The organism is Leclercia sp. GHBNCSD, assembly GCF_055805075.1.
This window is the reverse complement of sequence record NZ_JBQVYO010000001.1, coordinates 213,002-234,706: the sequence shown is the minus strand read 5'-3', so window position 1 is coordinate 234,706 and position 21,705 is coordinate 213,002. Positions and strand designations below refer to the sequence as shown.

Here is a 21,705-nt window from a genome sequence, read left to right as displayed (position 1 = left end):
CACCCGTGTATAACGATAAACACTACCCCTTTATGAAAGTCAGCATGACGGCGCTGGCGCTGCTGATCGCGCCACTCTCTGTGCAGGCGCAGGAGAAAGCCACTGAGGCCTCTCAGGGAACGCAAGAAGAGCTCAACGTGGATGCAGCGGATCAGCAGGCGCCGGGAACCACCAAAACCACCGATGAAGCCTCTACCGGGCAGAGTGAGGGACAAAAAGTGGCTTCGGCTGAGCAACCAGCGACCCCGCTGGTGCCCTCTGCCGCCACCTGGGACAGCTTCCACGGACAGCTTAACGCGCAGAAATACAGCCCGTTGACCCAGATCACGGCGGAGAACGTCGGTAAATTGACCAAAATCTGGGAGTTCCATACCGGCGATGTGTCGGATGGTAAAGGCGACACCCCTGCAACCGTCTGGTCAGCAACGCCCATTTTTGCTAACGAGACGCTCTATATCGGTACCCCTTTCGATCGCCTGATTGCGCTGGATCCAGGCACCGGGAAAGAGAAGTGGCACTACGACACGAAGTCTTCGCGTAAAGCGCTAACCCAGCCGGTGCTGAAAAACCGCGGCGTCTCCTACTGGCAGGCCAAAGAGCCGGTCGCCGGTGAAGCCTGTCAGAAGATCGTCTATATGGGCACCGTGGACGGCAAGCTCTTTGCGCTGGATGCCGATTCAGGCAAACCCTGCACCGGTTTTGCAGACAACGGCGTGCTGGATGTGAATCAGTGGAACACCGTTAACGCCAAATTCCCGCTCTCCATCCTGCAACCGCCAACGGTGGTGGGTAACCACCTGCTGGTGGGCTGGGCCGGCAAAGACTGGGCTTATGCCGAAGCACCTCCGGGCACCGTATTTTCTATCAATGCCCAGACCGGCGAGCGGGAATGGTCCTTCGAGGCGATCCCGGAAGAGATTCGCCAGCGCACCGGGACGGCCAACGTCTGGACGCACATGTCTGCCGACGAGGCCAACGGCCTGGTTTATCTGCCGGTCTCCTCTCCGTCGCCTAACTACTGGGGCGGTAACCGTGTAGATGCGATCCCGCTTGGCACCTCGACAACCGCGCTGGATATCAATACCGGTAAAGTGGTCTGGTCCCGCCAGTGGGTGCATCACGACGTGTGGGATTACGATATCAACTCCGCGCCAACGCTGATGGATATCACCGTAGACGGCAAGCAGATCCCGGCTCTGGTTCAGGCCACCAAGCAGGGCTTCCTGTTTGTGGTTAACCGCCTGACGGGGGAGGACGTCTGGCCTATCGAGGAGCGTCCGGTGCCGCAGGGCGACGGTTCAGTGCAAGGGGAAAAACTTTCGCCAACCCAGCCGTTCCCGACCAAACCTACGCCGCTGCTCGATCAGTCGAAAAAGCCGGAGATCTGGAAGCTGGCCGATATGGTGGGTGCCGGTCAATGTTCCCGCCTGTGGGATAACCTGACCTATGAGGGGATGTACACACCGCCTACCGCCAAAGGCGAGGGGGCGCTGACCTATCCGGACAGCGCCGGTGGCGTGCAGTGGGGCGGGGTGGCGTTCGATCCGAATAAGCAGATCGCTATCGTCAACACCTCGCATATCGTGCAGTACGTGAAGCTCTACAGCCGCGAAGATTACGATAAAGCCGATAAAACCGCCGGTAACGAGAGCGGCTTTGCACCGCAGGAAGGCGCGCCTTACGGCATGCGTCTGCTGGTCGCCAATAACTGGCTGGGCATGCCGTGCTGGAAACCGCCGTTTGGTGAAATCGTCGCGCTGGATATGCATACGGGTGACGTGAAGTGGCGTCGTCCGGTTGGCGCCTCGCAGCAGTACGGCTTCTTTATGCCGGAAAGCTGGGGCTCCCCAACCATCGGCGGACCGGCTATCACCGCGGGTGGCGTGATCTTCATCGGTGCCTCTATGGACGCCAAAGTACGCGCTTATTCCGTGGAAAGCGGTGAAGAGCTATGGTCCGATCAGGTTGAAGCCCCGGCTGTGGCGAACCCGTCGGTCTATGAGTACAAAGGGCGTCAGTATGTGGCGTTTGTCGCGGGCGGGAATACGATCCTGAAGGATCAGGTAGGCGACCAGGTTGTCGTTTACGCCCTGCCTGAATAATTCCTCGACGCGCAATGTCATCATAATGGGGCCTGCGGGCCCCTTTTTATATTCACTGCTCGCTCAATCCGGGCACTGACTCGCCAGCCATTGTCCGACAATGGGCCATAATTTTTCCGCACAGCGCGTGCGGAAAAACCCCATATGTCCCACGCCGGGCAGGCCAAAATCCGCATGACGGATCTCCCGGCGGTCGATTTTTGCGTTTTTGACCGGTTCTATCAGGCGCGTAATGGCCTCAGGATTAGCCCACGGATCGTCATCAAACCCCATAACCATCAGAGGGAGCCTGACCTCAGCCGCTCTTCGACGCGCATCCCAGTCAGGATCGTCGTAGAAGTAACCCGGCATGGCGCTCCAGCGCCCCCACTGCCGCATGACAGGCGCCGGTAAATCTTCTCCCAGCCCGAGGCGTTTTGCCGGCATATAGCCAAATATACGGCAGAGGAGCGGACCGAGAACGCGCAGCAAGCACCAGACGCGCACTTTTTCCGCCGTCTGTTTTATGGAGCGGGTCACCCCGGCGTGGGATGCCACAATGACCGCAGCCTGAAGATGCCGGGTAGCCGTCGACAGCAGAACGGCGTGCCCACCCACGCTGTGCCCAACAGCCAGCAGGCTAAGATCGGGGAAACGTGACCTGGCCCAGGCCGTGATGCAGCCCACATCCTGTTCGATCCAGTCTGACATGGAGACATTGCAGCTGCGGAGCATCCCCGACGTTGAACGACCTGTACCCCGAAAGTCATAGGTCAGGACGCTGAATCCATACTCGTAAAGATACTCAGCAAAACGCTGATAAAATTCCTGCACAACCGCTGTCGCGGGGTGAAGGATAACCAGCGCGCGGGCATCTTCTCTCTCCCAAAGCGTGGCAGCGAGAGAGTCGCCTTCATTTAGCGGTATCATCATTGAATGCATAGGTAAACCTTGGTTGAGTGGTCATACCAGTTATGAATTAAAGACAATAGCCGCTTCTGATGAGTCTGGCGATTTTTTCTTGTCTGGAATTTGACGGTTGTCAGCAGAAGATGATGCGCGCGGGGTTGTACAAAAGGCGAACACATTCAATTTCCTGAATTTTTTGCTTTACATAACCTCCAGAGATGTTTATAGTGCGCCTCACTCTGGAAGCGTGGCCGAGCGGTTGAAGGCACCGGTCTTGAAAACCGGCGACCCGAAAGGGTTCTAGAGTTCGAATCTCTACGCTTCCGCCAAATTTAAAAACCCTGCGATAGCAATATCGCAGGGTTTTTTGCTTTTGTGCTTTTTCAGCAAAAGTTGACGTCTTCTGCGCAACTTATTTCCCTGGTTGAAGGTAAGCGCTGTCATAAATTTTATCGATACGTGATTTTGCCACTAACATCATTTTCATCGAAACATGATTGATCTAACATAAAATTATCTACTCTGCGGACGTGAGGCGAAGTGCTACATTGAATGATAAAAAGAAAAGCACCATCAAAGATGTCGCTGCTTTAGCCGAAGTATCAATCGGTGTTGTCTCCCGTGTATTGAATCCCGGAACCGGTTCAGTTTCCGAACGTACCCGGCAGCGGATTATCGCTGCCATGCAAACCCTAAGTTACACCCCGCAGAGCGCCGCGCGTGAACTCAAGACAAACCTGAACAATACCATCGGCTTGGTTGTGGCCGACATCAGTAACGACTTTTTCTCTGAAATTTCGGATCTCATTGTACGGCGCGCTCGCGAAATGGGGATGAACGTCATCCTGGTCACGACGCAGGAAGATCCCTTGCTTGAGCGGGAAAGCCTGGAAATGTTGATGCAAAAGCGGGTCAAAGCCATCATCGCAACGCCGACAAGCGCTAATAAGGATATGTGGCAATCGATCAGTAACATGGGGATAGCGATCGTGTTTATCGATCGCTATCTGGAGGATTTTACAGGCGCCAGTGTTATTGGGTTTAACAATGAAACCTCTGCTCGCCAGGCGACCTCTTATCTGGTCGAGCAAGGCCATCGGCGTATTGGGTGGATAAGTGGGCCCCTCAATACATCCACTTCTTTGCAAAGACTGGAAGGTTACAAGAAAGGTCTGCAGGCGCAGGGAATTGAATGTAATAAACAGCTTATCGCAGTGAAGAATTTTCGCGATCCACTCGCCAGCCAGTCGCTTGATGAATTGCTGTCGCTTGCAGATCCACCGACAGCAATCATTATTGGCAATACGTCAATCGCACCGGTCATCATGTCGCGGATCCGCGAGCTAAAATTGGCTGTGCCCGATGACCTTTCCGTCATCGTTTATCATGACAGTCACTGGAGTCGTCTACTGAGCCCGTCCATTAGCGTTATAAAACATCCCCTTGAAGAACTGGCCAGTAAAGCACTGTTGAGTTTATCCAGTGAACAGCAAAAACCCTGCGAACTGGATAGCATATTAGTTAAAAGAGAAAGTGTTTCCAGGATTAAATAGCCACATTATTTAAACGCTGAATTTGCTTAATAATGGCGCAATGATCCAGGTCACCCTCTCCGGCATCAATCATCTGGCTGAAGAGTTGATTCACTGTTTCTGTTAACGGTAGGGTCAAATTAAGCTGCTTCGCCAGTGCTACAGCACTGCGCGTGTCTTTAAGCTGCCACTTTGCAGCGCCCCGAGCTTTAAAGTCCCCTTTAACCATGCGTTCGCCCTGGTGTTGCAACAATGTGGAATCTGCAAACCCGCCTAGTAGGGCTTCGCGCACTTTTTCTGGATCGGCACCGCCGCGTTGCGCGAGAGTAAAAGCTTCTGACAATAAACTTAAGGTTCCGGCGACAATAATCTGGTTTGCAAGTTTGGTGAGCTGACCGGCTCCAACTTCTCCGACATGCGTGACTTTCCCCAGGTGTGATAGCAAAGGACGAAGGCTATCAATGAGCTGCCTGTTTCCTCCCGCCATTAAGGATAATGAACCTTTCTCTGCGCCTGTTGTTCCGCCGGAAACAGGGAGATCGACATAGTGGGCCTGAACACTATGGGCCTTACGCGCTTGTTCAACCACAATGTCCGGCGACAGGGTACTCATCATGAGGATGATTGTATCTGGACCAATGTACTGAAGTGAGTCGTGATTGAATATCACCTCATCGCACGCTGTTGCATCACTTAACAAACAGATGATGAGCTCACTGTCAGCCAGTAACAGCGAAGCAGATTGTTCGATCTTTACGCCAGCGCTTGCCAGTTGCAGCGCTTTTTCTTGCGACCTGTTCCACACCGTGACCGAATATCCGGCAGCGACAAGTCGACGCGCCACTGGTTGTCCCATCAACCCCGTACCCAACAAGCCAATACGCATTTCGCTTTTCATTTGTCCTCCTGATATACCCGCAACAGTAGCCGTTGCGGGTATCACCCTGTTTATAATCCCGCAAGATTGACCATTTGCTTGCGCAATTCGACGATATCCAGATTGTTGTCAAAATGAACATCGGAGAAACGAATCGCCTTATCTTTTGCGACATCCTTCACCAGTCGGACATGATGGGCCAGCCCCATTGGCAAAAAATCTTGTGCCACACTGATGCTGGCTGGCAAGGCATTGGCCCAGACAGTAAACCCGCCTTCACCATCCAGCATCTCACCCGCTTTGAGATCGCGTTTTGCCGTTGCAACCGCATCGCCCCGGAAACTTAATGCTGTCCCGGTAGCTTCTCCTCGTAATACCGCGGAGAGAATACTGATGCTGGTTTCCAGACCAATCAGATGGAAAGGGCGCCACATCGACGCGTACCAGCCGCTTGGGTCGGTCAGTAATCCGTACTGTTTGAAACAGGCCCGGCTGTATTCATCCCGGGCTTTAAATGTCACGAAAACGCCGTAGCGGATATTGTTAAGCACCTCACGTCCGTCAGGCTCCTGACTGGCTGCGATATCCACAAGCCCACTGCGACCCAGGCGCCCGCCATCAGATGCCGGAGAGAAGACCCGCGCCAGGTCATGCACCCCGGCAGGGGGAAATTCCAGTCCGTTATCGGGACAGTCTAATCCGGTTGCGTTGGCGACAGCCGCCATCTCAATGGCCGCTTTAGTACCATCGGTAAACGAGTTGTACATTTTTGGGTTAAAGTCCCCGGCAGCAACTTCTTCGTCAGACCAGCCAAAGAATCCCCAGACGGTATCCGGTGTGGAGTAGCGGTATCGCGGTTCGTAATTCATCCCTTTACCTGCGGCAACGATTTCAAAGCCACAGGCTTTAGCCCAGTCAACCAGTTCACAAATGATCGCCGGTTGATCACCATAAGCCATGCTGTAAATCACCCCGTTCTGGCGCGCACGTTCCGCTATCAAAGGCCCGCACAACACGTCGGCTTCCACATTTACCATCACCACGTGTTTTCCATTTTCGACCGCATGGAGAGCGTGACGAGTGCCGGCCAGAGGATGTCCCGTCGCTTCAACTATGCAATGGATTTGCTCACACCGGATCAGCTGTTCTGCATCCTCAACGACGCAGGTTGTGCCTTCGCGTAAAGCTGCTTCGATGTTATGCGCCTGATACTGCGATTCTGGCCATCCCACACGCGCCAGGGCAGCACGGGCTTTCGGGACATCCAGGTCTGCAACGGCCACCACATGCAGCCCTTCCAGGTGTCGCAGTTGGGCAAGTACCATCGAACCAAATTTGCCGGCGCCGATAATGCCCACACGAACAGGCTGTGCTGAACCCGATTTTGCGGCACAGGCACGCTCAGCTAACAATGCTGCTAAGTTCATTTTCTACTCCTTTAAGGGGGATGGATTAACGCCAGCCAGCAATCTGGCGGCGATTTCTGCTCATGAGATAAATCAGCAACGGCGAGAACAAAACCAGGACAGCTAACAGATAGAGACCGCTCTGTGATTTACCGGAAATCGAGATAACGAGGCCAACCAGGAAGGGCCCGAAGAACCCACCAATATTGCCAATTGAGTTAATCAGTGCCATGCCACCGGCACAGCCTCGGCTGGTAAGAAAGGATGCTGGAAGGGTATAAAACGTCGGCACGCATGACAGCATACCCACCGTCGAAAGCGTTAACCCCACCATGGATATCACGGGTGAGTCGCTGATAGCGGCGACCACAAATCCGACAGAAAAGAGCAGCGATGGAAGAATAAAATGCCAGGTTCGCTCATTGGTTTTATCAGAGTGATTCGACCACCAACACATCACCACCGCGCCTGCGATATAGGGAATCGTACCCAGCATGCCGACAACAGTATCAGAGTAATCGAAGCGCTTGATAAACTGCGGCATCCAGAAACCGAGGCCTGTGAGACCAATGACGGTAAAGAAATAGGCCATCCCCAGCAGCCAGACTCGTCGGTCTTTGATCATTTCCCTGAAACCGGAGTGTCCGGCGGACAAGGTCGCCTGTTGGTCTTTTTCCATCAGGTCCTGATAAGCCTGACGCTCTTCGGGTTTAAGCCAGGACGCTTTGGACGGTTTATCGGTAAGATAAAGAAAAACCACAACGGATAAGATGACAGGCGGGCAGCCTTCAATTAAAAATAGCCACTGCCAACTCTCCAGCCCCCCAACATTATGGAAATTATCGAGAATATAACCCGAGATCGGATTGGCGATAATAGCAGCCAGCGGAACACCTAAATAGTAAATGGAGAAGACTTTAGCCAGCTCCTTTTTGGGAAACCAGGTTGTGAGATAGAAAACAATACCTGGCGCCAGTCCCGCCTCGGCCACGCCCAGTAAAAAGCGCAGGATACTAAGCGTCACCACGCCTTGTGCAAACGCCATCGCCATGGAAATAATGCCCCATGTGATCATGATTCGGGCTAACCAGAAGCGTGCACCGTATCGTTCCAGCAGCACATTGCTGGGAATTTCAAACAGAATATAACCGAAGGAGAATATCCCCACAGCAAAGCCAAAATGTTCAGGCGTTAACCCCAGGGATTGATTCATGGTTAACGCGGCCATGCCGATATTTGAGCGATCTATAAACGCAAGCAGATACATCAGCAGTATCAGGGGCATCAGCCGAAATTTGGCTTTTTTTATCGCCCCCCTTGCCAGCGATGAAATTTCTGTTTGGCCTGGCTCAGGCGTAACACCCACACCGGCCAGCGTACTATCGAACTCTTCTACGTGTTTCATGATGTATCCCAGTAGCGTTTAACCCACTGAAAATCAAGGAAAATACATGAATACCGCGACAGTTTTATGAAAAAGTAAAACGTTTTACTTTTTCAAGAGTTTTACGACTGATACAGAAACAGTCAAGAGATGCGCGGAGAAAGTTAATAAATTGTGACTAGGTTAACGAGTTGTAAATGATCATGCTTTCAGACGGGGAAGGATACCCGTGATGCCACGGGTATCCGAAACATCAGGACTTAAACAGGTTCTTCAGGGTGTGCGGCTGGCAACGCAGATACTGTTCCGGCGCATGGACCTGGGCGCCCAGCGCCGCTGCCGCATGCCATGGCCAGCGCGGGTTATAGAGTGCGCCGCGGGCGATGGCAATAAAATCAGCATCCCCGCTGGCTACGATGGATTCCGCATGCTCGGGCTCGGTAATTAATCCCACCGCCACCACCGGAATATTTACCGCAGCTTTCACCGCCCTTGCCAGCGGCACCTGATAGCCCGGATAGACCTCAATCTTCTGATCCGGATGCAGACCGCCGCTGGAGACATGGATCACGTCAACGCCACGCGCTTCCAGCATTCTGGAGAACTCGACCGCTTCTTCAAGGTTAAATCCGCCTTCCACCCAGTCCGTCCCGGAGATACGCACGCTGATAGCTCTCTCCGCCGGGAAGGCTTCCCGCACCGCGTCGACAATTTCCAGTGGGAACCGGGCTCTGTTTTCCAGCGAACCGCCGTAATTATCCGTGCGCTGATTAGAGAGCGGCGATAAAAACTGATGGAGCAGATAGCCGTGGGCGGCGTGGATCTGGATCAGATCGATATTCAGTCTGGCAGCACGTTTTGCGGCCTCAGCGAACTGGTCGCGGATTCCGGCTAAGCCCTCGCTGTCGAGAGCGGTTGGCGGGACATAGCCCTCGTTGTAAGGCACTGCAGAAGGGGCTAACGTCTGCCAGCCCCCTTGCTGGTCGGGTGGGATTTGCTGCCCCCGATGATCCCACGGCTTGTGCGTTGACGCTTTTCTGCCCGCGTGGGCCAGCTGGATGCCAACAGGAATATCAGACCACTTACGCAGGGTATCCAGCACCCGGCCCATCGCTTCCTCGGTTTTGTCATCGTAGAGCCCGACGTCAGCGTAGGTAATGCGGCCTTCCGGGGAGACGGCTGCCGCCTCAATGGTAAGCAGACCCGCACCGGAAAGTGCCAGTTGCCCCAGATGAAGGGTATGCCAGTCATTCATGCAGCCCTCTTCGGCAGAATACTGACACATGGGGGCGATCACAATGCGATTGTCGAGTTCAAGATTGCGGATACGTAACGGTGTAAACAGCTTGGGTTGAGACATACATGTCACTCCAGATTGTAGCGTTAGAAACAGGGGAGGGCGATTTTTACCCTTATATTCATCAACATAACGCAGAGATAACGATAACTGAACCTGCCGTTTATGCAAAAGTCCGCTGCGTCAGACGCAACGCTTTAATGATTACGCTATTCACTTTGCGACGTTGCTGAAAGATGCGCCATCAGAAAATCGACAATCACTTTCACTTTTTTGCTGTTCCTGCGGGTGGGGTGTGCCGTGAGTATGTGGCGGGGGGCGCGATGCGCACCGTGACATGGGCGGCTTTATCGTTGCTCCAGATAATGGCAGTAAAACATGGTGCGGGCTTTATTTCAAAACCTGTCCAGAGCATTTGAAATAACACCTCAGTTTTCTGCATAGGTATTTTAATGTAAACATTAATATTCGATTTTTGTTTATTGGTTCGTTATAAGATTTATCTTAATATTAATTTCACTGCTAGTTTTCCTCTTGGGTATAATTGCAAAGGTAGCCAATTTATAGGGCTGAATGTTATTTTTATGTAGCCACTTCTCACCATGATAGTGCAATAAAATACAAAAATATCAATATTAATCAATGATATCAATGTTGACATGTCAACATTGCCGGGACGGCTAGTTTGCGCAGCAGATCCCCGGTTGTTTTTTAGGGTGACGGGAAATATTATTTTCTGTGCGTAGGCGTATTAAACGCATTTTATTATTTTATAAAGGGCGATTAATCAGGAGAGTAATGCATTCTGGTTAACCAGTAGCGGCATTCTGTTTAAAGGGAAACGCATAAGGGATGAATATCATGACCGAAGGGCATCGGTCCACGTCATCATGAATAACAAGTAAAGTTGAGCGTAATAATGAAAGATCAAATTCGCGTAGCTGCAATTCTGGCGGGCGCGCTGGCCTCTGGTGCCGCATTTTCTAATAATATGACCACGAATCCGGGTGCTGCCGCGGGTACGCAAAACACCGGCGGGATCGTGGAGTTCAGCGGTGAAATCGTCGATGCCTCCTGCAATATCACCACCAAAAGCAAAGACGTGCAGGTTGACCTGGGGAAATGGGGCGCAAGCTATTTCACCGCAGCAGGCACCGAAACGACTAAAACTCCTTTCAAAATTGAGGTAGATAACTGTCCGGCGTCGGTGACGACGGTTGCCGTGCTGTTCGATGGTCAAAAAGATGCCCTTGATGCCACCCTGCTGGCGGTGGCCGGTGGAGCGAAAGGTGTGGGTATTAAATTGTATAACAACGGCGCTTCCAGCTCTCAGGTTGTCCTGGGGACGGTTTCAGCGAGCGTTCCGGTAGCCTCCGGTAAAGCCACGGTGCCCTTTTTTGCCGACTACGTCTCCACGGAGAAGACCGTCACCCCGGGTGCGGCTAATGGCGTTGCAAACTTCCTGATGGTTTATAACTGATCCCCGCATGAGCAGGCCCTGCGCCTGTTCATTCTCTTTTTTGTCCAATGGTATCTGCACGATGAAACAGCTTCTTGCCGCTGTGATGACCGCTTTTCTTCTGGTCTGCGCCACCGCTCAGGCCGGGGTAGTGATGGGCGGAACCCGCGTGATCTATGAGGAAGGAAAACGCGAAGCCACCATTACGGTGACGAACATGGATACCCGCGTTCCCTACCTGGTGCAGTCGTGGGTTGAAAACCAGGCCGCAGACGATAAACGCCCGGTGCCTTTTGTGGTTACGCCGCCGCTCTTTCGCCTCGATCCTGAGCAGGAGAACGTCCTGCGGATCAGCTTCACCGGGGGCGCATTGCCTACAGACCGGGAGTCAGTGTACTGGCTGTGCGTGAAAAACATCGCCCCGACGCAAAAAGCGGCGTCCAACAAGCTCCAGATCAACGTGAAATCGAAGTTCAAGCTCTTCTGGCGGCCAAAAGGGCTGGGCGAGGCCAAAGACGCCTGGCAGAAGCTGACCTTTACCCGACAGGGTAACCGGCTGGTGGCCCATAACCCGACGCCGTTTTATGTCTCCCTCTACAGCCTGACGGTTGGTGGCAAAGCGATCCCCGAACCGGGCATGATCGCGCCTCAGAGCAGCCAGACGTGGACGGGTGTCGGCAGCGGGCAGGTGACGTGGCGCGCCATTAACGACTCTGGCGGTATCACTGACGCCGCGCAGCAGTAACCGGGGGCGAAGGTGAAAAAGAACACTTCACACCGCGACGGTGCGTTACTGCTGGCAACGCTCCCCACTGCGCTGTTGATGATCTCGAGGCCCGGGGTGGTGCGGGCAGAAGATTACTTCGATCCGGCGGCGCTGGAACTGAGCTCAGCGCAGCAAAAAACCGCCGATCTGCACTATTTTGCCACCGCAGGCGGGCAGCAGCCCGGCACCTGGCCGGTCACCATCTGGGTCAATGACCAGCAGGTCAGTGAAGGCAACATTACCTTCGTGGAGGAGAATGGCACCCTTGTGCCAGTGCTGACGGCGGCCCAGCTGGCGGAATATGGCGTCAACGTTAGCGCGTTCTCCTCATTTGAACGCCTGCACGACGGGGAAACCTTCACCCGTATCGGCCAGTACATCCCGGATGCCAGCAGCCGGTTCGACTTCCCGACCCAGCGGCTGAACCTGAGTATTCCCCAGGCGGCAATGAACGTTCAGCGCGAGGGGTATATTGATCCCGCACGCTGGGATGAGGGGATACCGGCGGCCTTTGTCGACTACACGCTCTCCGGCGCGCAAACCGGGCAATCCACCCATAACGGGCGCTCCACCTTCCTCAACCTGCGCAGCGGGGTGAACCTCGGGCCGTGGCGGCTGCGCAACACCTCGTCCATGCAGTACGACTCCACCCGGCGCTTGCAGTCGCTCAGTACATACCTGCAACGGGACGTCGCCCCGCTGAAAAGCCAGCTGCGGATTGGGGATACCTACACCAGCGGGGAGGTGTTCGACAGCGTGCAGTTTCGCGGCGTCCAGCTGATGTCAAATGAAGAGATGCTCCCGGACAGCCTGCGCGGTTTTGCTCCGGTGATCCGCGGCGTCGCCCACAGTAACGCCAAAGTGACCATCTCCCAGCATGGCTATGTGATCTACGAAACCTACGTCTCCCCGGGGGCGTTTGCCATTAAGGATCTCTATCCGACCGCGCAGAGCGGCGACCTGGAGGTCAACGTGAAGGAGAGCGACGGTTCGGAGCGCACCTTTACCCAGCCGTTCTCGTCCGTGCCGTTTATGCTGCGGGAGGAGCGGGTAAAATACAGCCTCAGCGCCGGGCGCTTTCACCCAGGCCACGATGAGAGCCGCACCCCGGCGTTTATCCAGAGCACGCTGTTTTACGGTTTACCGGCAGCCTTTACCCTGTCTGGCGGCACGCAACTGGCCGATGATTATTACGCGCTGGCCCTCGGGGTGGGGCATAGCTTAGGGAAGCTGGGCTCGCTGGGTACCGACGTGACGCTGGCAGACACCACAACCCCCTCCGGCAAGCGCTACCGCGGCCACTCCCTGCGGGCGCAGTATCAGAAAAGTTTTGCCCGGGCGGGCACCTCGTTCAGCCTCGCCAGCTACCGCTACTCCTCCAGCGGGTTTTACGACTTCAGTGAGGCGATGAGGCTGGAGCAACGTTACGGGCTGGTGGATAACAAACGCACCCGGGAAGAGGTTGCCATCAGCCAGACCCTCGGCGAGGTGGGGAACCTGTCGTTGTCCGCTTACGTTCAGGACTACTGGCACAACCAGAGCAGCGACAAAACGCTCCATGCCGGCTTTTACAGCGCCTGGAAAGGGATCTCCTGGGGGCTGGGCTACTACTATACCCAGTCCAGCGGACACAATAATCCCGATCGCTCCTGGTCCTTCAATATCACCATTCCGCTGGGTGGTTCGCTTGCCAGCAGTTCAGTGAGCTACACCACCTCGTCGGATAATCGCGGCTATACCTCGCACCAGGTGTCGATGTATGGCTCGGTGCCGAAGAGCCCGAATCTTTACTACGCCGTGCAGCAGGGCTACGCCAGCCAGGGGCAGGGGAGTAACAGCGGCGCATCCCTCGACTACCACGGCAGCTATGGGCAGGCGCAGCTGGGTTACCGACACGATCGCGACAGCAGCCAGCTCACCTGGGGAGCGTCGGGCTCCATCGTTGCGCACCCGCATGGCATCACATTGGGGCAGAGTCTGGGGGACAGCTTTGCCATCGTGCGTGCGCCGGGGGCGGTCAACGTGGCTGTTGAGAACGGCAGCAACGTTCATACCGACTGGCGGGGCTACGCGGTGGTGCCTGCGCTGACGGCCTGGCACAAAAACGTCATTACCCTTGATACCGAATCGATGACCAGCGACACCGACGTCGAGCAGTTCGGCGCGACGGTGATCCCCGGCGGTGGGGCGGTGGTCGAGGCAAACTTCCGGACCCATATCGGCCATCGCGTGCTGTTTACCCTGCATGACCAGTCGGGGCCAGTGCCGTTTGGCGCCAGCGCCCAGCTGGTTGGCGATCGCAATGCCGCCACCGGCATGGTGGCCGACGGCGGAATGGTCTACCTGAGCGGTATTCCGGATACCGGCACCCTGGAGGTGAACTGGAATGACAAAGGGGAAGCCCACCGCTGCACGCTGCCTTTCCACATCGCCGCCGACCAGCCGGATGCGGTGAAGCGTATCGAGGCAGCCTGTTTATCACAATGAGGATATTAACCATGCGGTTAGTCTGTTTACTTTTGACGGTTGCCGGGCTGTTCAGCCCTGGCGTATGGGCGGCAGCCTGCAATGGCGATACCGGCCAGATGACCATCAACGTTCAGAACATCAAGTATCTCCCTTCGCTGCGTAACAACACCCAGATGACCAGCATCATGGCCGACAGCGGCAGCGGGTTTCGTTTTAGCTGCGATCAGGAGGCCCGGCAGGCCGGGGCGATAGCGGTGAAATATGAACAGGAGCGCACCGGGAATGAGACCTTTATCAATGGCCGAATGGTGTTTGAGTCGGCCATTCCGGGTATCGGCTATGCCCTGGGCTTCCAGTGTAGCGGCGGGCCGATCCACTACCTGGACGGCTCCGGTATGCATGAGACGCAGGTCTGTAACAGCAGCGAAAACCCCGCGCTGCTGCACCAGGAACATATCGTGGTGAAGGCGTTTATCACCTTCTTTAAAACCGGTGACGTCAGCCTCGTCAGCGGCAACCACACCAACGCTTCGCCGTTGGGGGCGGTCGGTAAACTCTATGTCGATATTCCCGGCTCAGGCACAACCGGCACGCCCATCAGCGCCGACCTGACGGCGATGAACGTGGATATCGGCGCGGTGGGCAGTTGTAATGTCACCACCCCGACCATTTTTGTCGATTTAGGCAAGGTTAACCGCGCCGATTTTAAAGGGGTGGGGCAGACGGCGGGGACGGCGAAGAGATTGACCATTCCGGTCTATTGTTCGCAGCCAGCGCAGATCAAAATTGGCTTTTTTGGCACGCCAGCCGCCACCAGCATCACCGATACGCTGGCCATTACCCCGTCGCCGTCGAGCGCCAGCGGCGTGGGGGTCAGGCTGAGCTACGGCAATAATGGCGCCAGTGCGCCGGTCGCGGGCACTGCCCTGCACATCAACGAGGCCGGAAACCTGCCGGGTCTGGGACAGGTGACCGCGACAAATGCCGCCAGCGCCCAGCCTTTCCACTTTGTTGCCCAGCTGGTACAGACTGACCCGACCGTGACGGCGGGGTGGGCAAACACCACTGCCACCTTTGCGCTGGAGTATAACTAGCCTTCTGCGAACGGGCGTCGGTTCATGCGTGCCCGTTTTACATCTTCCCGTCAGGCCTGCAAAATAGCGCTCTCACTTTTCGCTAAAGATCATAACGATGAAAAAATCCCTGCTCTGTATGCTCCTCGTTTGCCTGTCTGGTTCCGCTCTCGCCGCCACCCCGGAGGAGGCGCTGATCGCGGAGGCGGTGAACCCCACCATGACCGCGTTGATGCACGACCAGTCGATCCCAGGCATGGCCGTTGCGGTCATCTATAAGGGACAGACCTATTTCTTCACGCAAGGGCTGGCGGATGTCGCCGGGAAAAAGCCCGTCACCCGGCAAACCTTGTTTGAGCTGGGCTCGGTGAGCAAAACCTTTACCGGGGTGCTCGGCGGCGATGCGGTGGCGCGCGGGGAGATTGCCCTCAACGATCCGGCCAGCAACTACTGGCCCGCGCTGTCAGGCAAGCAGTGGCAGGGCATCAGCCTCCTCCATCTGGCGACCTACACCGCAGGGGGACTCCCGCTCCAGGTGCCGGAGAGCGTGACCGATGCCGCAGCGCTGCAAACGTACTATCAGACCTGGCAGCCAGCATGGACGCCGGGTACTAAACGCCTCTACGCCAATGCCAGCATCGGCCTGTTCGGCGCCCTGGCGGTCAAGCCCTCAAAGATGAGTTTCGAGCAGGCGCTCACCCGCCGGGTGCTGGAACCGCTGAAGCTGAGCCACACCTGGGTAACCGTACCGGCAAGCGAACAAGCGAACTATGCCTGGGGTTACCGGGACGGTAAGGCGGTGCACGTCTCGCCAGGGATGCTCGATGCCGAAGCCTACGGGGTAAAAACCTCCATCGTGGATATGGCAGGCTGGCTACAGGCCAACCTGCAACCGGACAGCATTAAAGACGCATCGCTGAAAAAAGGGGTGGAGATTGCCCAGTCACGCTACTGGCAGGTAGGCGAGATGTATCAGGGGCTGGGCTGGGAGATGCTCAACTGGCCGGTCTCCTCCCGGACGCTGGAGCAGGAGGCGGATAATAAATATGCCCTGGCTGCCCACGATACCACGGCTATCGCGCCTCCACAGCCGCCGGTGCAAGCCTCATGGGTACATAAAACCGGCTCGACCGGCGGATTTGGCAGCTACATCGCCTTTATCCCGGAGAAGAACCTCGGCATTGTGATGCTGGCGAATAAAAGTTACCCCAACAGCGAGCGGGTCAAGGCTGCGTACCGCATTCTTGCAGCATTGCAGTAAGGTTTATGCCCTGAAAGGCCCGGCAAGCGTAGCGCTGCCGGGCCTGTAAAGTGGCAGAAACAAACTTCAACAGGTAAACGCCATCTCCTTTGCCAGCAGGAACGGACGCAGATAACCCACGGTATTCGACAGCGGGATCACCTCATCCGCCAGATTAATGTTTAACACCTCGCGAATGTATGCCCGGCGGCTGGCAATCCGCGCCCACAGTTCCGGGTACGCCGCCTGAATTTTCTCCTGCAAGGCCTGGTCCACCAGAGCGACGCTCTCCTCAGCGCTCACGCCGGTATAGCCGGGAACAGAGGGGATGATATCGAGTTGCAGGATCATGCCGCTTTTTAGCGTCTCGGCAGAGCCCGGGTAGATGGGGGAGGACATCCACTCCTCGTCGGCGCTAAGGTGCCCGGGATTAAGATGCCAGCCATACTGCGCTTTATTAAGCACCTGTTCGATATGGGCATACAGCTCGCCGCCCGGCATGCCGATTTTAATCTGCTCAAGCCAGCTGGCGATGGCGGCAAAATAGGGTTTCGCCACCCGATCCAGATAATCTTTCTGGCCGTCCGGCAGCTCGCTCTCGTCAGCAATCACAAACCCGGTCCGGCTGGACAGCCCACCCTTAAACCCGGTGGTCAGCGACAGCGGCTGCCCGCGCACCAGCTTTTTATAGGTGGGGTAGAAGTTTGCCTTCTCAAAGCGCTGCCCGGCGGCGGCAATGGTCACCACCGTCTGATACTGCCCCTCTGCCGCCAGCCGCGCCCCCAGCTCGGTTTCGCGGATCCCCGGCTCCACTGCGTTCATGGCGTTCAGGATGCAGGTCGAGGCCAGGTTCGCGCCATATTCATAATGCGCGATTTCATTCTCGTTGTTGGTGATGCGGGCGCCGTTTTCGCCGCCGATAAACAGGTGTGTGGCGTTCTCAAGCGTCGCATCGGTGCTGTTTTTCAGCGCCTCGACGATAAAATAAGGGAGATCGAAAAGCTGCCTGTTATCCGCTCCGGCTGCGGTAAACATCTTCCAGCCCACCACCCCGATTCGGTCATATGCATGCAGACCCGCTTCGCGAAACAGCGACTCCAGCGAGGTTTCATTATCCATCGGCTGATTGGGCAGCGAGAAATACGGGCAGTGTTTGAGGGTAACCGGAATGCGGGAATGGCGGGCCATCTTGAGATTTTCATTGCCGAGGATCGCCGTCGCCGCGCCGCTCTTTTCCAGAATCAGCAGACCCTCCTCAAAGCGCGGCACAAACCCGGTCAGATACTCAAAGTTGCTGCCGTGTTCTTTGTCGGCATAGATCACCAGGGCATCATAGCCCGCCTCGTTGATGCGGGCCAGCACCCTGTTTTTGCGATCAAGCAGGGTGGCATCGGTAAGCAATACCGGAGCCACATCGGTGAAAGTACGCGGAGCAGGAATGGTCTGCAGCTGGATCATGATTTCTCTCTTCGTCAGAAGGCGGGTCAGGCGCTTTTTTGCGCATGAACCCGCACGGTGGAGGCAGGCGCATTCATCAGCTTATTTGCCGGACGCACCGGGCGACGCACCAGCTCCCCCTGGCAGTTAGGGCAGCGATGGTTAAGGTGGGTGTCGGCGCAGGTCGCGCAGAAGGTGCACTCAAAGGAGCAGATCCGCGCGTCCAGATCATCAGGAGGCAGGTCACGATCGCACCATTCGCAGTTCGGGCGGAGTTCAAGCATGGTTCTTATCCTGTTGGGTTAGTGGCCTTTTTTACTATGCCAGAGAGTAAAAAAAGCCGCGACAGCATAATAGTAACGTGACGCGGGAAGTGTTAACTCTCCTGTTGCACGCTTCTGAAATCGTCAGGAGTATCGATATCAACAATAATTTCCGGGCGATCGAGGGCCACGCACTGGTGTTTACCCTCCATCAGGGCCTGGCGCATGCTGCGGATAGCCGGACGGGAGATCGCCTGTTGCAGGCTGGCGCGATCAATCAAAACAGGGTGGCCGGGCGTACCGTGATAGTGCGGCAGGATCGCCCCCCCGGTGCGTAATGCCCAAAGTTGGCGGTAAATCTCCCCGTCCAGGCAGGGCAGATCGCCGGGGGTAATAAAACAGTAATCCGTGCTCACCGCCCGGGCACCGGTTATCACCGAACTGACCAGTCCGTTTTCATAATCGGGATTATGAACCAGGGTGACATTTTCCCGGTGCTGATATCGCGCCTGTAGCTCCTGGGCGCGAAAACCGGTGACGAGAATAATGCGCGAGCAAAACTGCAGGGCGTTGTTGATACTGGCATCCAGAAGGGTTCCCTCGCGCCAGGGTAACATCATTTTCCACGTCCCCATGCGGGAGGAGAGTCCTGCGGCAGTAATAATACAGTCGACCGGCATTGTCTTATCCCTTTATCAACATGAGAGAAGGTAAAGAGAAAATATACCGCAAATTTCGGGATTTAACGCGCTGACCGTCGCCTGCTAAAACGCCCCTCTGAGCCAGAGGGGCGATCCGCGCAATCCTCAGCGCGTCAGGTAGCGGGGGGCGGGTTCGCCGGTGCGGGCGCTGGCAAACAGCGCCAGGCGCGCCTCTTCGTAGCGCGTCCACAGGGCTTCATCGTGCATCGGCGGGATAGTGATCAGCTCACCCTGGTCGAGCCCCGCCAGCGCCGCATCCACCATATTGTCGGTGGTCATCACCGACCCGGCGGGCAGATCGTCGGCGCTGATGCCGGACAGCTCCCAAATCTCCGTGGCCGTGGCTGCGGGCAATACCGCCTGGATACGCACCTGGCTGTCGGCAAACTCCTCCTGTAATCCGCGCGTAAAATTCAGCACCCAGGCTTTGGTGGCGCTGTAGAGCGCGCTGCCCGCCCGGGCATGGATCGACAATACCGAGGCGATATTAATCAGGGTACCGCGGTCGTTTTGCGCCAGACGCGGCAGCAGGGCATAAGTGAGACGCATCAGCGCGGTGGTGTTGAGCATATTGATCGCCTGATGCTGCGCCACGTCTCCCGCGAGGAACGGCGCCATCTGCGCAGTACCGGCATTGTTGATCAGGGTGTCGATAGCGGCGTTGTTGCGCAACATCTCTTCCACGGCGCGGATCCCGCTTTCATCGGTAAGATCCGCCGTCAGGGGGGTGACCTTTACCCCATAGCGCTGCCTGAGCTGTTCCGCCAGCGCCAGCAGACGCGCCTCCCGACGGGCCACCAGCACCAGATCGTAACCGCGAGCGGCGAGACGGTCGGCGTAGACCGCGCCAATGCCGGAAGATGCACCTGTAATTAAAGCTGTTGAACGTTGCGTAGTCATTGTCGTACCTCATAATGGGAGATAGTGGTTTTAATATGAAACTAAATAAACTGTGCGCCATTTGGTTTTATTATGCAACCAAGTCAGCGAAATTTTTTGATCCCTGCGTTGGGCGGTGGAGATGCGCGTCCGCAAAAGTGCGGTTTTACAGTAAAGTAAATAGACAAACTCACGATCCCACCGTCGGTCCGGAACGGTCTCTCTCAGGAAGGGTATGAAAAAGCTGTTGCTGGTTCTCTTTGTCTTAACTGCATTTGCAGCGAACTCCATTCTTTGCCGCGTAGCCCTGAAGAACGGCCATGCCGATCCTGAAACCTTCAGCATGCTGAGATTACTGGGGGGAGCGGCAGTGCTGTTTGTCTGGCATCTGGCGCGGGGAAGGCTGCAAGAGATACGCTGGAAAATTATCGACGCCCTGCTGTTGTGCGCCTATGTCCTGTTTTTCTCGCTGGCGTATGTTCAGCTCAATACGGCGACAGGCGCATTGCTGCTGTTTGGCGCAGTCCAGGTCTGTATGATCGGCTGGAGCGTGGTAAAAGGCGAGAGACTGAGCGGCTATAAGGCCTGCGGGATACTCATTGCCGTAGGGGGCATTATTACATTACTGCTTCCTGGGGCGACCGCGCCTCCGCTTGCGGCGGCCATTACGATGGTAGCCTCTGGCTTCGCGTGGGGCGCCTATTCGCTGCGCGGCAAAAATATCCAGGCTGCGGCGGGAACAACGAGCGGTAATTTCATCCTCAGCCTGCCGGTTATTCTCCTCCTGAGCCTGGTACGACAGGTGCCAGTCCATATTGACACCAGCGGCATTATCCTGGCCCTGCTTTCTGGCGGGCTGGCATCTGGCGTTGCCTACGTGCTCTGGTATGCCCTGGTCACCACGCTCTCTTCAGCAACCGCCAGCACCCTGCAGCTGAGCGTTCCGTGTATCGCGGCGGCAGGCGGCGTGTTATTTCTTGGTGAGGTACCGGATCTGCGGATGTTGCTTTGCACGCTGGCGGTGCTGGCCGGAATAGCACTGGTTATCGCCGCTGATAACAAGAAGCGGCAGCAGCCGGAAAAAAACGGTTTCTGAACGGGAAGGAGGTCATCATTCTCCCGCTGTCATCTCGCTTCTACTGAGCAGGGATAAAAAATAAAACCTTTATATTCTTGTGTGTTTAATTGCATTATATAAGTGGGTAGATTATTTTTTGTACAGATTCAATAAAATTTGCTCTAAATGAAATAAATGTACAGACTTTAGTTAATCATTTTTATAAGAAGGAAAATTTAACTTATTGATTTTAATGATTTATTGTATAAACGGTTTTGTTGCTGCAATAATAGGCAAGGAGCATATATTAATAGCACGTTAACTAAATTATAATTCTTTCATATCCGGCAGATAGGTGAGGTTAGTATGCGGTTTATTGTCATGTTCTTAAGCGTTGTGGTTGCCACCCATGCCTGGGCAGGTGAACTGCCCAAACCCGCCGGTAAAGCCCTTTTAACCCTGTCCGGTAATATACAAAATACAAACGAAGACGGGAAAGCCGTTTTCGATGTCGCCAGCCTTGAGAAACTCGGGATGGTCAGTTTCCAGACTACTTCACCCTGGTATAATGGGCGCACAACCTTTACGGGCGTGCCGCTGCAAAAGCTTATGGATTACGTTGGGGCAAAAGGCACCGTTGCTAAGGTCATTGCGCTCAATGACTACACCACCGTTATCCCGCTCAGTGATTTTAAAAAATACAACGTTATCCTTGCCTTGAAAGTCAACGGTGAATACATGCGTATCCGTGACAAAGGCCCGTTATTCATTGTGTATCCCTATGACAGTCTGCACGAACTGAATAATCAAATTTATTATTCACGATCGGCATGGCAGGTCAGCAAAATGAATATTGAGTAGGAGTTCAGAAGCGC

Annotated in this window: 18 protein-coding genes and 1 tRNA gene; 10 read left to right on the top strand and 9 right to left on the bottom strand. The window is 55.4% G+C overall.

Annotated elements, in window-relative coordinates:
• Positions 1-5 precede the first annotated feature (5 nt).
• Positions 6-2,102, top strand: coding sequence for a pyrroloquinoline quinone-dependent dehydrogenase (locus ACT3IC_RS01290; protein WP_473475885.1), 2,097 nt, complete (start codon positions 6-8; stop codon positions 2,100-2,102).
• Between the two features lie 63 nt (positions 2,103-2,165).
• Here the strand turns inward: ACT3IC_RS01290 and ACT3IC_RS01285 are convergent, their stop codons facing one another.
• Positions 2,166-3,023, bottom strand: coding sequence for an alpha/beta hydrolase family protein (locus tag ACT3IC_RS01285; RefSeq protein WP_159339189.1), 858 nt, complete (start codon positions 3,021-3,023; stop codon positions 2,166-2,168).
• A 208-nt stretch (positions 3,024-3,231) separates the two neighbouring features.
• Here ACT3IC_RS01285 and ACT3IC_RS01280 point away from each other — a divergent pair.
• Positions 3,232-3,319: transfer RNA gene (locus ACT3IC_RS01280), tRNA-Ser, on the top strand.
• Positions 3,320-3,538: 219 nt separating this feature from the next.
• Entirely contained in the window at positions 3,539-4,543 is a 1,005-nt protein-coding gene (locus tag ACT3IC_RS01275) for a LacI family DNA-binding transcriptional regulator (RefSeq protein ID WP_156654235.1), read from the top strand.
• Here ACT3IC_RS01275 and ACT3IC_RS01270 read toward each other — a convergent pair.
• From ACT3IC_RS01270 to ACT3IC_RS01255, 4 genes are all read right to left on the bottom strand, one after another.
• Positions 4,536-5,420 (bottom strand): NAD(P)-dependent oxidoreductase, encoded by an 885-nt coding sequence (locus ACT3IC_RS01270; protein WP_159339188.1) that lies wholly within the window; start codon positions 5,418-5,420, stop codon positions 4,536-4,538. The two genes, ACT3IC_RS01275 and ACT3IC_RS01270, sit on opposite strands and share 8 nt — an antisense overlap.
• A 50-nt stretch (positions 5,421-5,470) precedes the next feature.
• Positions 5,471-6,826: an NAD(P)H-dependent oxidoreductase gene (locus ACT3IC_RS01265; protein WP_159339187.1), complete on the bottom strand. Its 1,356-nt coding sequence runs from the start codon at positions 6,824-6,826 to the stop codon at positions 5,471-5,473.
• A gap of 25 nt (positions 6,827-6,851) precedes the next feature.
• Positions 6,852-8,210, bottom strand: a complete 1,359-nt coding sequence (locus ACT3IC_RS01260) for an MFS transporter (protein ID WP_180210583.1) — start codon at positions 8,208-8,210, stop codon at positions 6,852-6,854.
• 232 nt (positions 8,211-8,442) lie between these two features.
• Entirely contained in the window at positions 8,443-9,549 is a 1,107-nt protein-coding gene (locus tag ACT3IC_RS01255) for an NADH:flavin oxidoreductase/NADH oxidase (protein WP_473475879.1), read from the bottom strand.
• 856 nt (positions 9,550-10,405) lie between these two features.
• Between ACT3IC_RS01255 and ACT3IC_RS01250 the strand changes: the two genes are divergently transcribed.
• The 5 genes from ACT3IC_RS01250 to ampC all read left to right on the top strand — a co-directional run bounded on the left by ACT3IC_RS01250 (position 10,406) and on the right by ampC (position 16,514).
• A complete protein-coding gene (locus tag ACT3IC_RS01250; RefSeq protein ID WP_263951016.1) occupies positions 10,406-10,966 on the top strand; it encodes a fimbrial protein in 561 nt (186 codons plus the stop codon).
• A 61-nt stretch (positions 10,967-11,027) separates the two neighbouring features.
• Complete coding sequence (locus tag ACT3IC_RS01245; protein ID WP_263951015.1) at positions 11,028-11,690, top strand: fimbrial biogenesis chaperone; 663 nt, start codon at positions 11,028-11,030, stop codon at positions 11,688-11,690.
• A 78-nt stretch (positions 11,691-11,768) separates the two neighbouring features.
• Positions 11,769-14,198, top strand: a complete 2,430-nt coding sequence (locus ACT3IC_RS01240) for a fimbria/pilus outer membrane usher protein (RefSeq protein WP_473478855.1) — start codon at positions 11,769-11,771, stop codon at positions 14,196-14,198.
• Positions 14,199-14,209: 11 nt separating this feature from the next.
• Complete coding sequence (locus tag ACT3IC_RS01235) at positions 14,210-15,274, top strand: fimbrial protein (protein ID WP_473475875.1); 1,065 nt, start codon at positions 14,210-14,212, stop codon at positions 15,272-15,274.
• A 97-nt stretch (positions 15,275-15,371) separates the two neighbouring features.
• A complete protein-coding gene (gene ampC / locus ACT3IC_RS01230; RefSeq protein ID WP_473475872.1) occupies positions 15,372-16,514 on the top strand; it encodes a CMY2/MIR/ACT/EC family class C beta-lactamase in 1,143 nt (380 codons plus the stop codon).
• Between the two features lie 66 nt (positions 16,515-16,580).
• On the opposite strand, the gene ACT3IC_RS01225 is transcribed toward ampC, so the two are convergent.
• The 4 genes from ACT3IC_RS01225 to ACT3IC_RS01210 all read right to left on the bottom strand — a co-directional run bounded on the left by ACT3IC_RS01225 (position 16,581) and on the right by ACT3IC_RS01210 (position 19,794).
• The gene (locus tag ACT3IC_RS01225) at positions 16,581-17,951 is read right to left on the bottom strand and encodes a M24 family metallopeptidase (RefSeq protein WP_473475869.1); all 1,371 of its coding nucleotides are present in this window, start codon (positions 17,949-17,951) and stop codon (positions 16,581-16,583) included.
• A gap of 26 nt (positions 17,952-17,977) precedes the next feature.
• Positions 17,978-18,214, bottom strand: coding sequence for a DUF1272 domain-containing protein (locus ACT3IC_RS01220; protein ID WP_103178985.1), 237 nt, complete (start codon positions 18,212-18,214; stop codon positions 17,978-17,980).
• A gap of 92 nt (positions 18,215-18,306) precedes the next feature.
• A complete protein-coding gene (locus ACT3IC_RS01215; protein WP_325940197.1) occupies positions 18,307-18,873 on the bottom strand; it encodes an NTP transferase domain-containing protein in 567 nt (188 codons plus the stop codon).
• 126 nt (positions 18,874-18,999) lie between these two features.
• Complete coding sequence (locus tag ACT3IC_RS01210) at positions 19,000-19,794, bottom strand: SDR family NAD(P)-dependent oxidoreductase (RefSeq protein WP_156654240.1); 795 nt, start codon at positions 19,792-19,794, stop codon at positions 19,000-19,002.
• Between the two features lie 214 nt (positions 19,795-20,008).
• Here ACT3IC_RS01210 and ACT3IC_RS01205 point away from each other — a divergent pair, with 214 nt between their 5' ends.
• Together ACT3IC_RS01205 and ACT3IC_RS01200 are read left to right on the top strand one after the other, a co-directional pair.
• A complete protein-coding gene (locus tag ACT3IC_RS01205) occupies positions 20,009-20,869 on the top strand; it encodes a DMT family transporter (RefSeq protein ID WP_473475864.1) in 861 nt (286 codons plus the stop codon).
• A gap of 327 nt (positions 20,870-21,196) precedes the next feature.
• Positions 21,197-21,691: a putative pterin-binding protein gene (locus ACT3IC_RS01200; RefSeq protein WP_103178989.1), complete on the top strand. Its 495-nt coding sequence runs from the start codon at positions 21,197-21,199 to the stop codon at positions 21,689-21,691.
• Positions 21,692-21,705 lie beyond the last annotated feature (14 nt).

What these genes read in the sequence shown, in the direction of transcription:
- ACT3IC_RS01255 (WP_473475879.1), bottom strand. Translation starts at nt 9,549, where the DNA reads ATGTCTCAACCCAAGCTGTTTACACCGTTACGTATCCGCAATCTTGAA.
- ACT3IC_RS01285 (WP_159339189.1), bottom strand. Translation starts at nt 3,023, where the DNA reads ATGCATTCAATGATGATACCGCTAAATGAAGGCGACTCTCTCGCTGCC.
- ACT3IC_RS01270 (WP_159339188.1), bottom strand. Translation starts at nt 5,420, where the DNA reads ATGAAAAGCGAAATGCGTATTGGCTTGTTGGGTACGGGGTTGATGGGA.
- ampC (WP_473475872.1), top strand. Translation starts at nt 15,372, where the DNA reads ATGAAAAAATCCCTGCTCTGTATGCTCCTCGTTTGCCTGTCTGGTTCC.
- ACT3IC_RS01205 (WP_473475864.1), top strand. Translation starts at nt 20,009, where the DNA reads ATGAAAAAGCTGTTGCTGGTTCTCTTTGTCTTAACTGCATTTGCAGCG.
- ACT3IC_RS01250 (WP_263951016.1), top strand. Translation starts at nt 10,406, where the DNA reads ATGAAAGATCAAATTCGCGTAGCTGCAATTCTGGCGGGCGCGCTGGCC.
- ACT3IC_RS01210 (WP_156654240.1), bottom strand. Translation starts at nt 19,794, where the DNA reads ATGACTACGCAACGTTCAACAGCTTTAATTACAGGTGCATCTTCCGGC.
- ACT3IC_RS01240 (WP_473478855.1), top strand. Translation starts at nt 11,769, where the DNA reads ATGATCTCGAGGCCCGGGGTGGTGCGGGCAGAAGATTACTTCGATCCG.
- ACT3IC_RS01260 (WP_180210583.1), bottom strand. Translation starts at nt 8,210, where the DNA reads ATGAAACACGTAGAAGAGTTCGATAGTACGCTGGCCGGTGTGGGTGTT.
- ACT3IC_RS01235 (WP_473475875.1), top strand. Translation starts at nt 14,210, where the DNA reads ATGCGGTTAGTCTGTTTACTTTTGACGGTTGCCGGGCTGTTCAGCCCT.
- ACT3IC_RS01215 (WP_325940197.1), bottom strand. Translation starts at nt 18,873, where the DNA reads ATGCCGGTCGACTGTATTATTACTGCCGCAGGACTCTCCTCCCGCATG.
- ACT3IC_RS01225 (WP_473475869.1), bottom strand. Translation starts at nt 17,951, where the DNA reads ATGATCCAGCTGCAGACCATTCCTGCTCCGCGTACTTTCACCGATGTG.
- ACT3IC_RS01200 (WP_103178989.1), top strand. Translation starts at nt 21,197, where the DNA reads ATGCGGTTTATTGTCATGTTCTTAAGCGTTGTGGTTGCCACCCATGCC.
- ACT3IC_RS01220 (WP_103178985.1), bottom strand. Translation starts at nt 18,214, where the DNA reads ATGCTTGAACTCCGCCCGAACTGCGAATGGTGCGATCGTGACCTGCCT.
- ACT3IC_RS01245 (WP_263951015.1), top strand. Translation starts at nt 11,028, where the DNA reads ATGAAACAGCTTCTTGCCGCTGTGATGACCGCTTTTCTTCTGGTCTGC.
- ACT3IC_RS01265 (WP_159339187.1), bottom strand. Translation starts at nt 6,826, where the DNA reads ATGAACTTAGCAGCATTGTTAGCTGAGCGTGCCTGTGCCGCAAAATCG.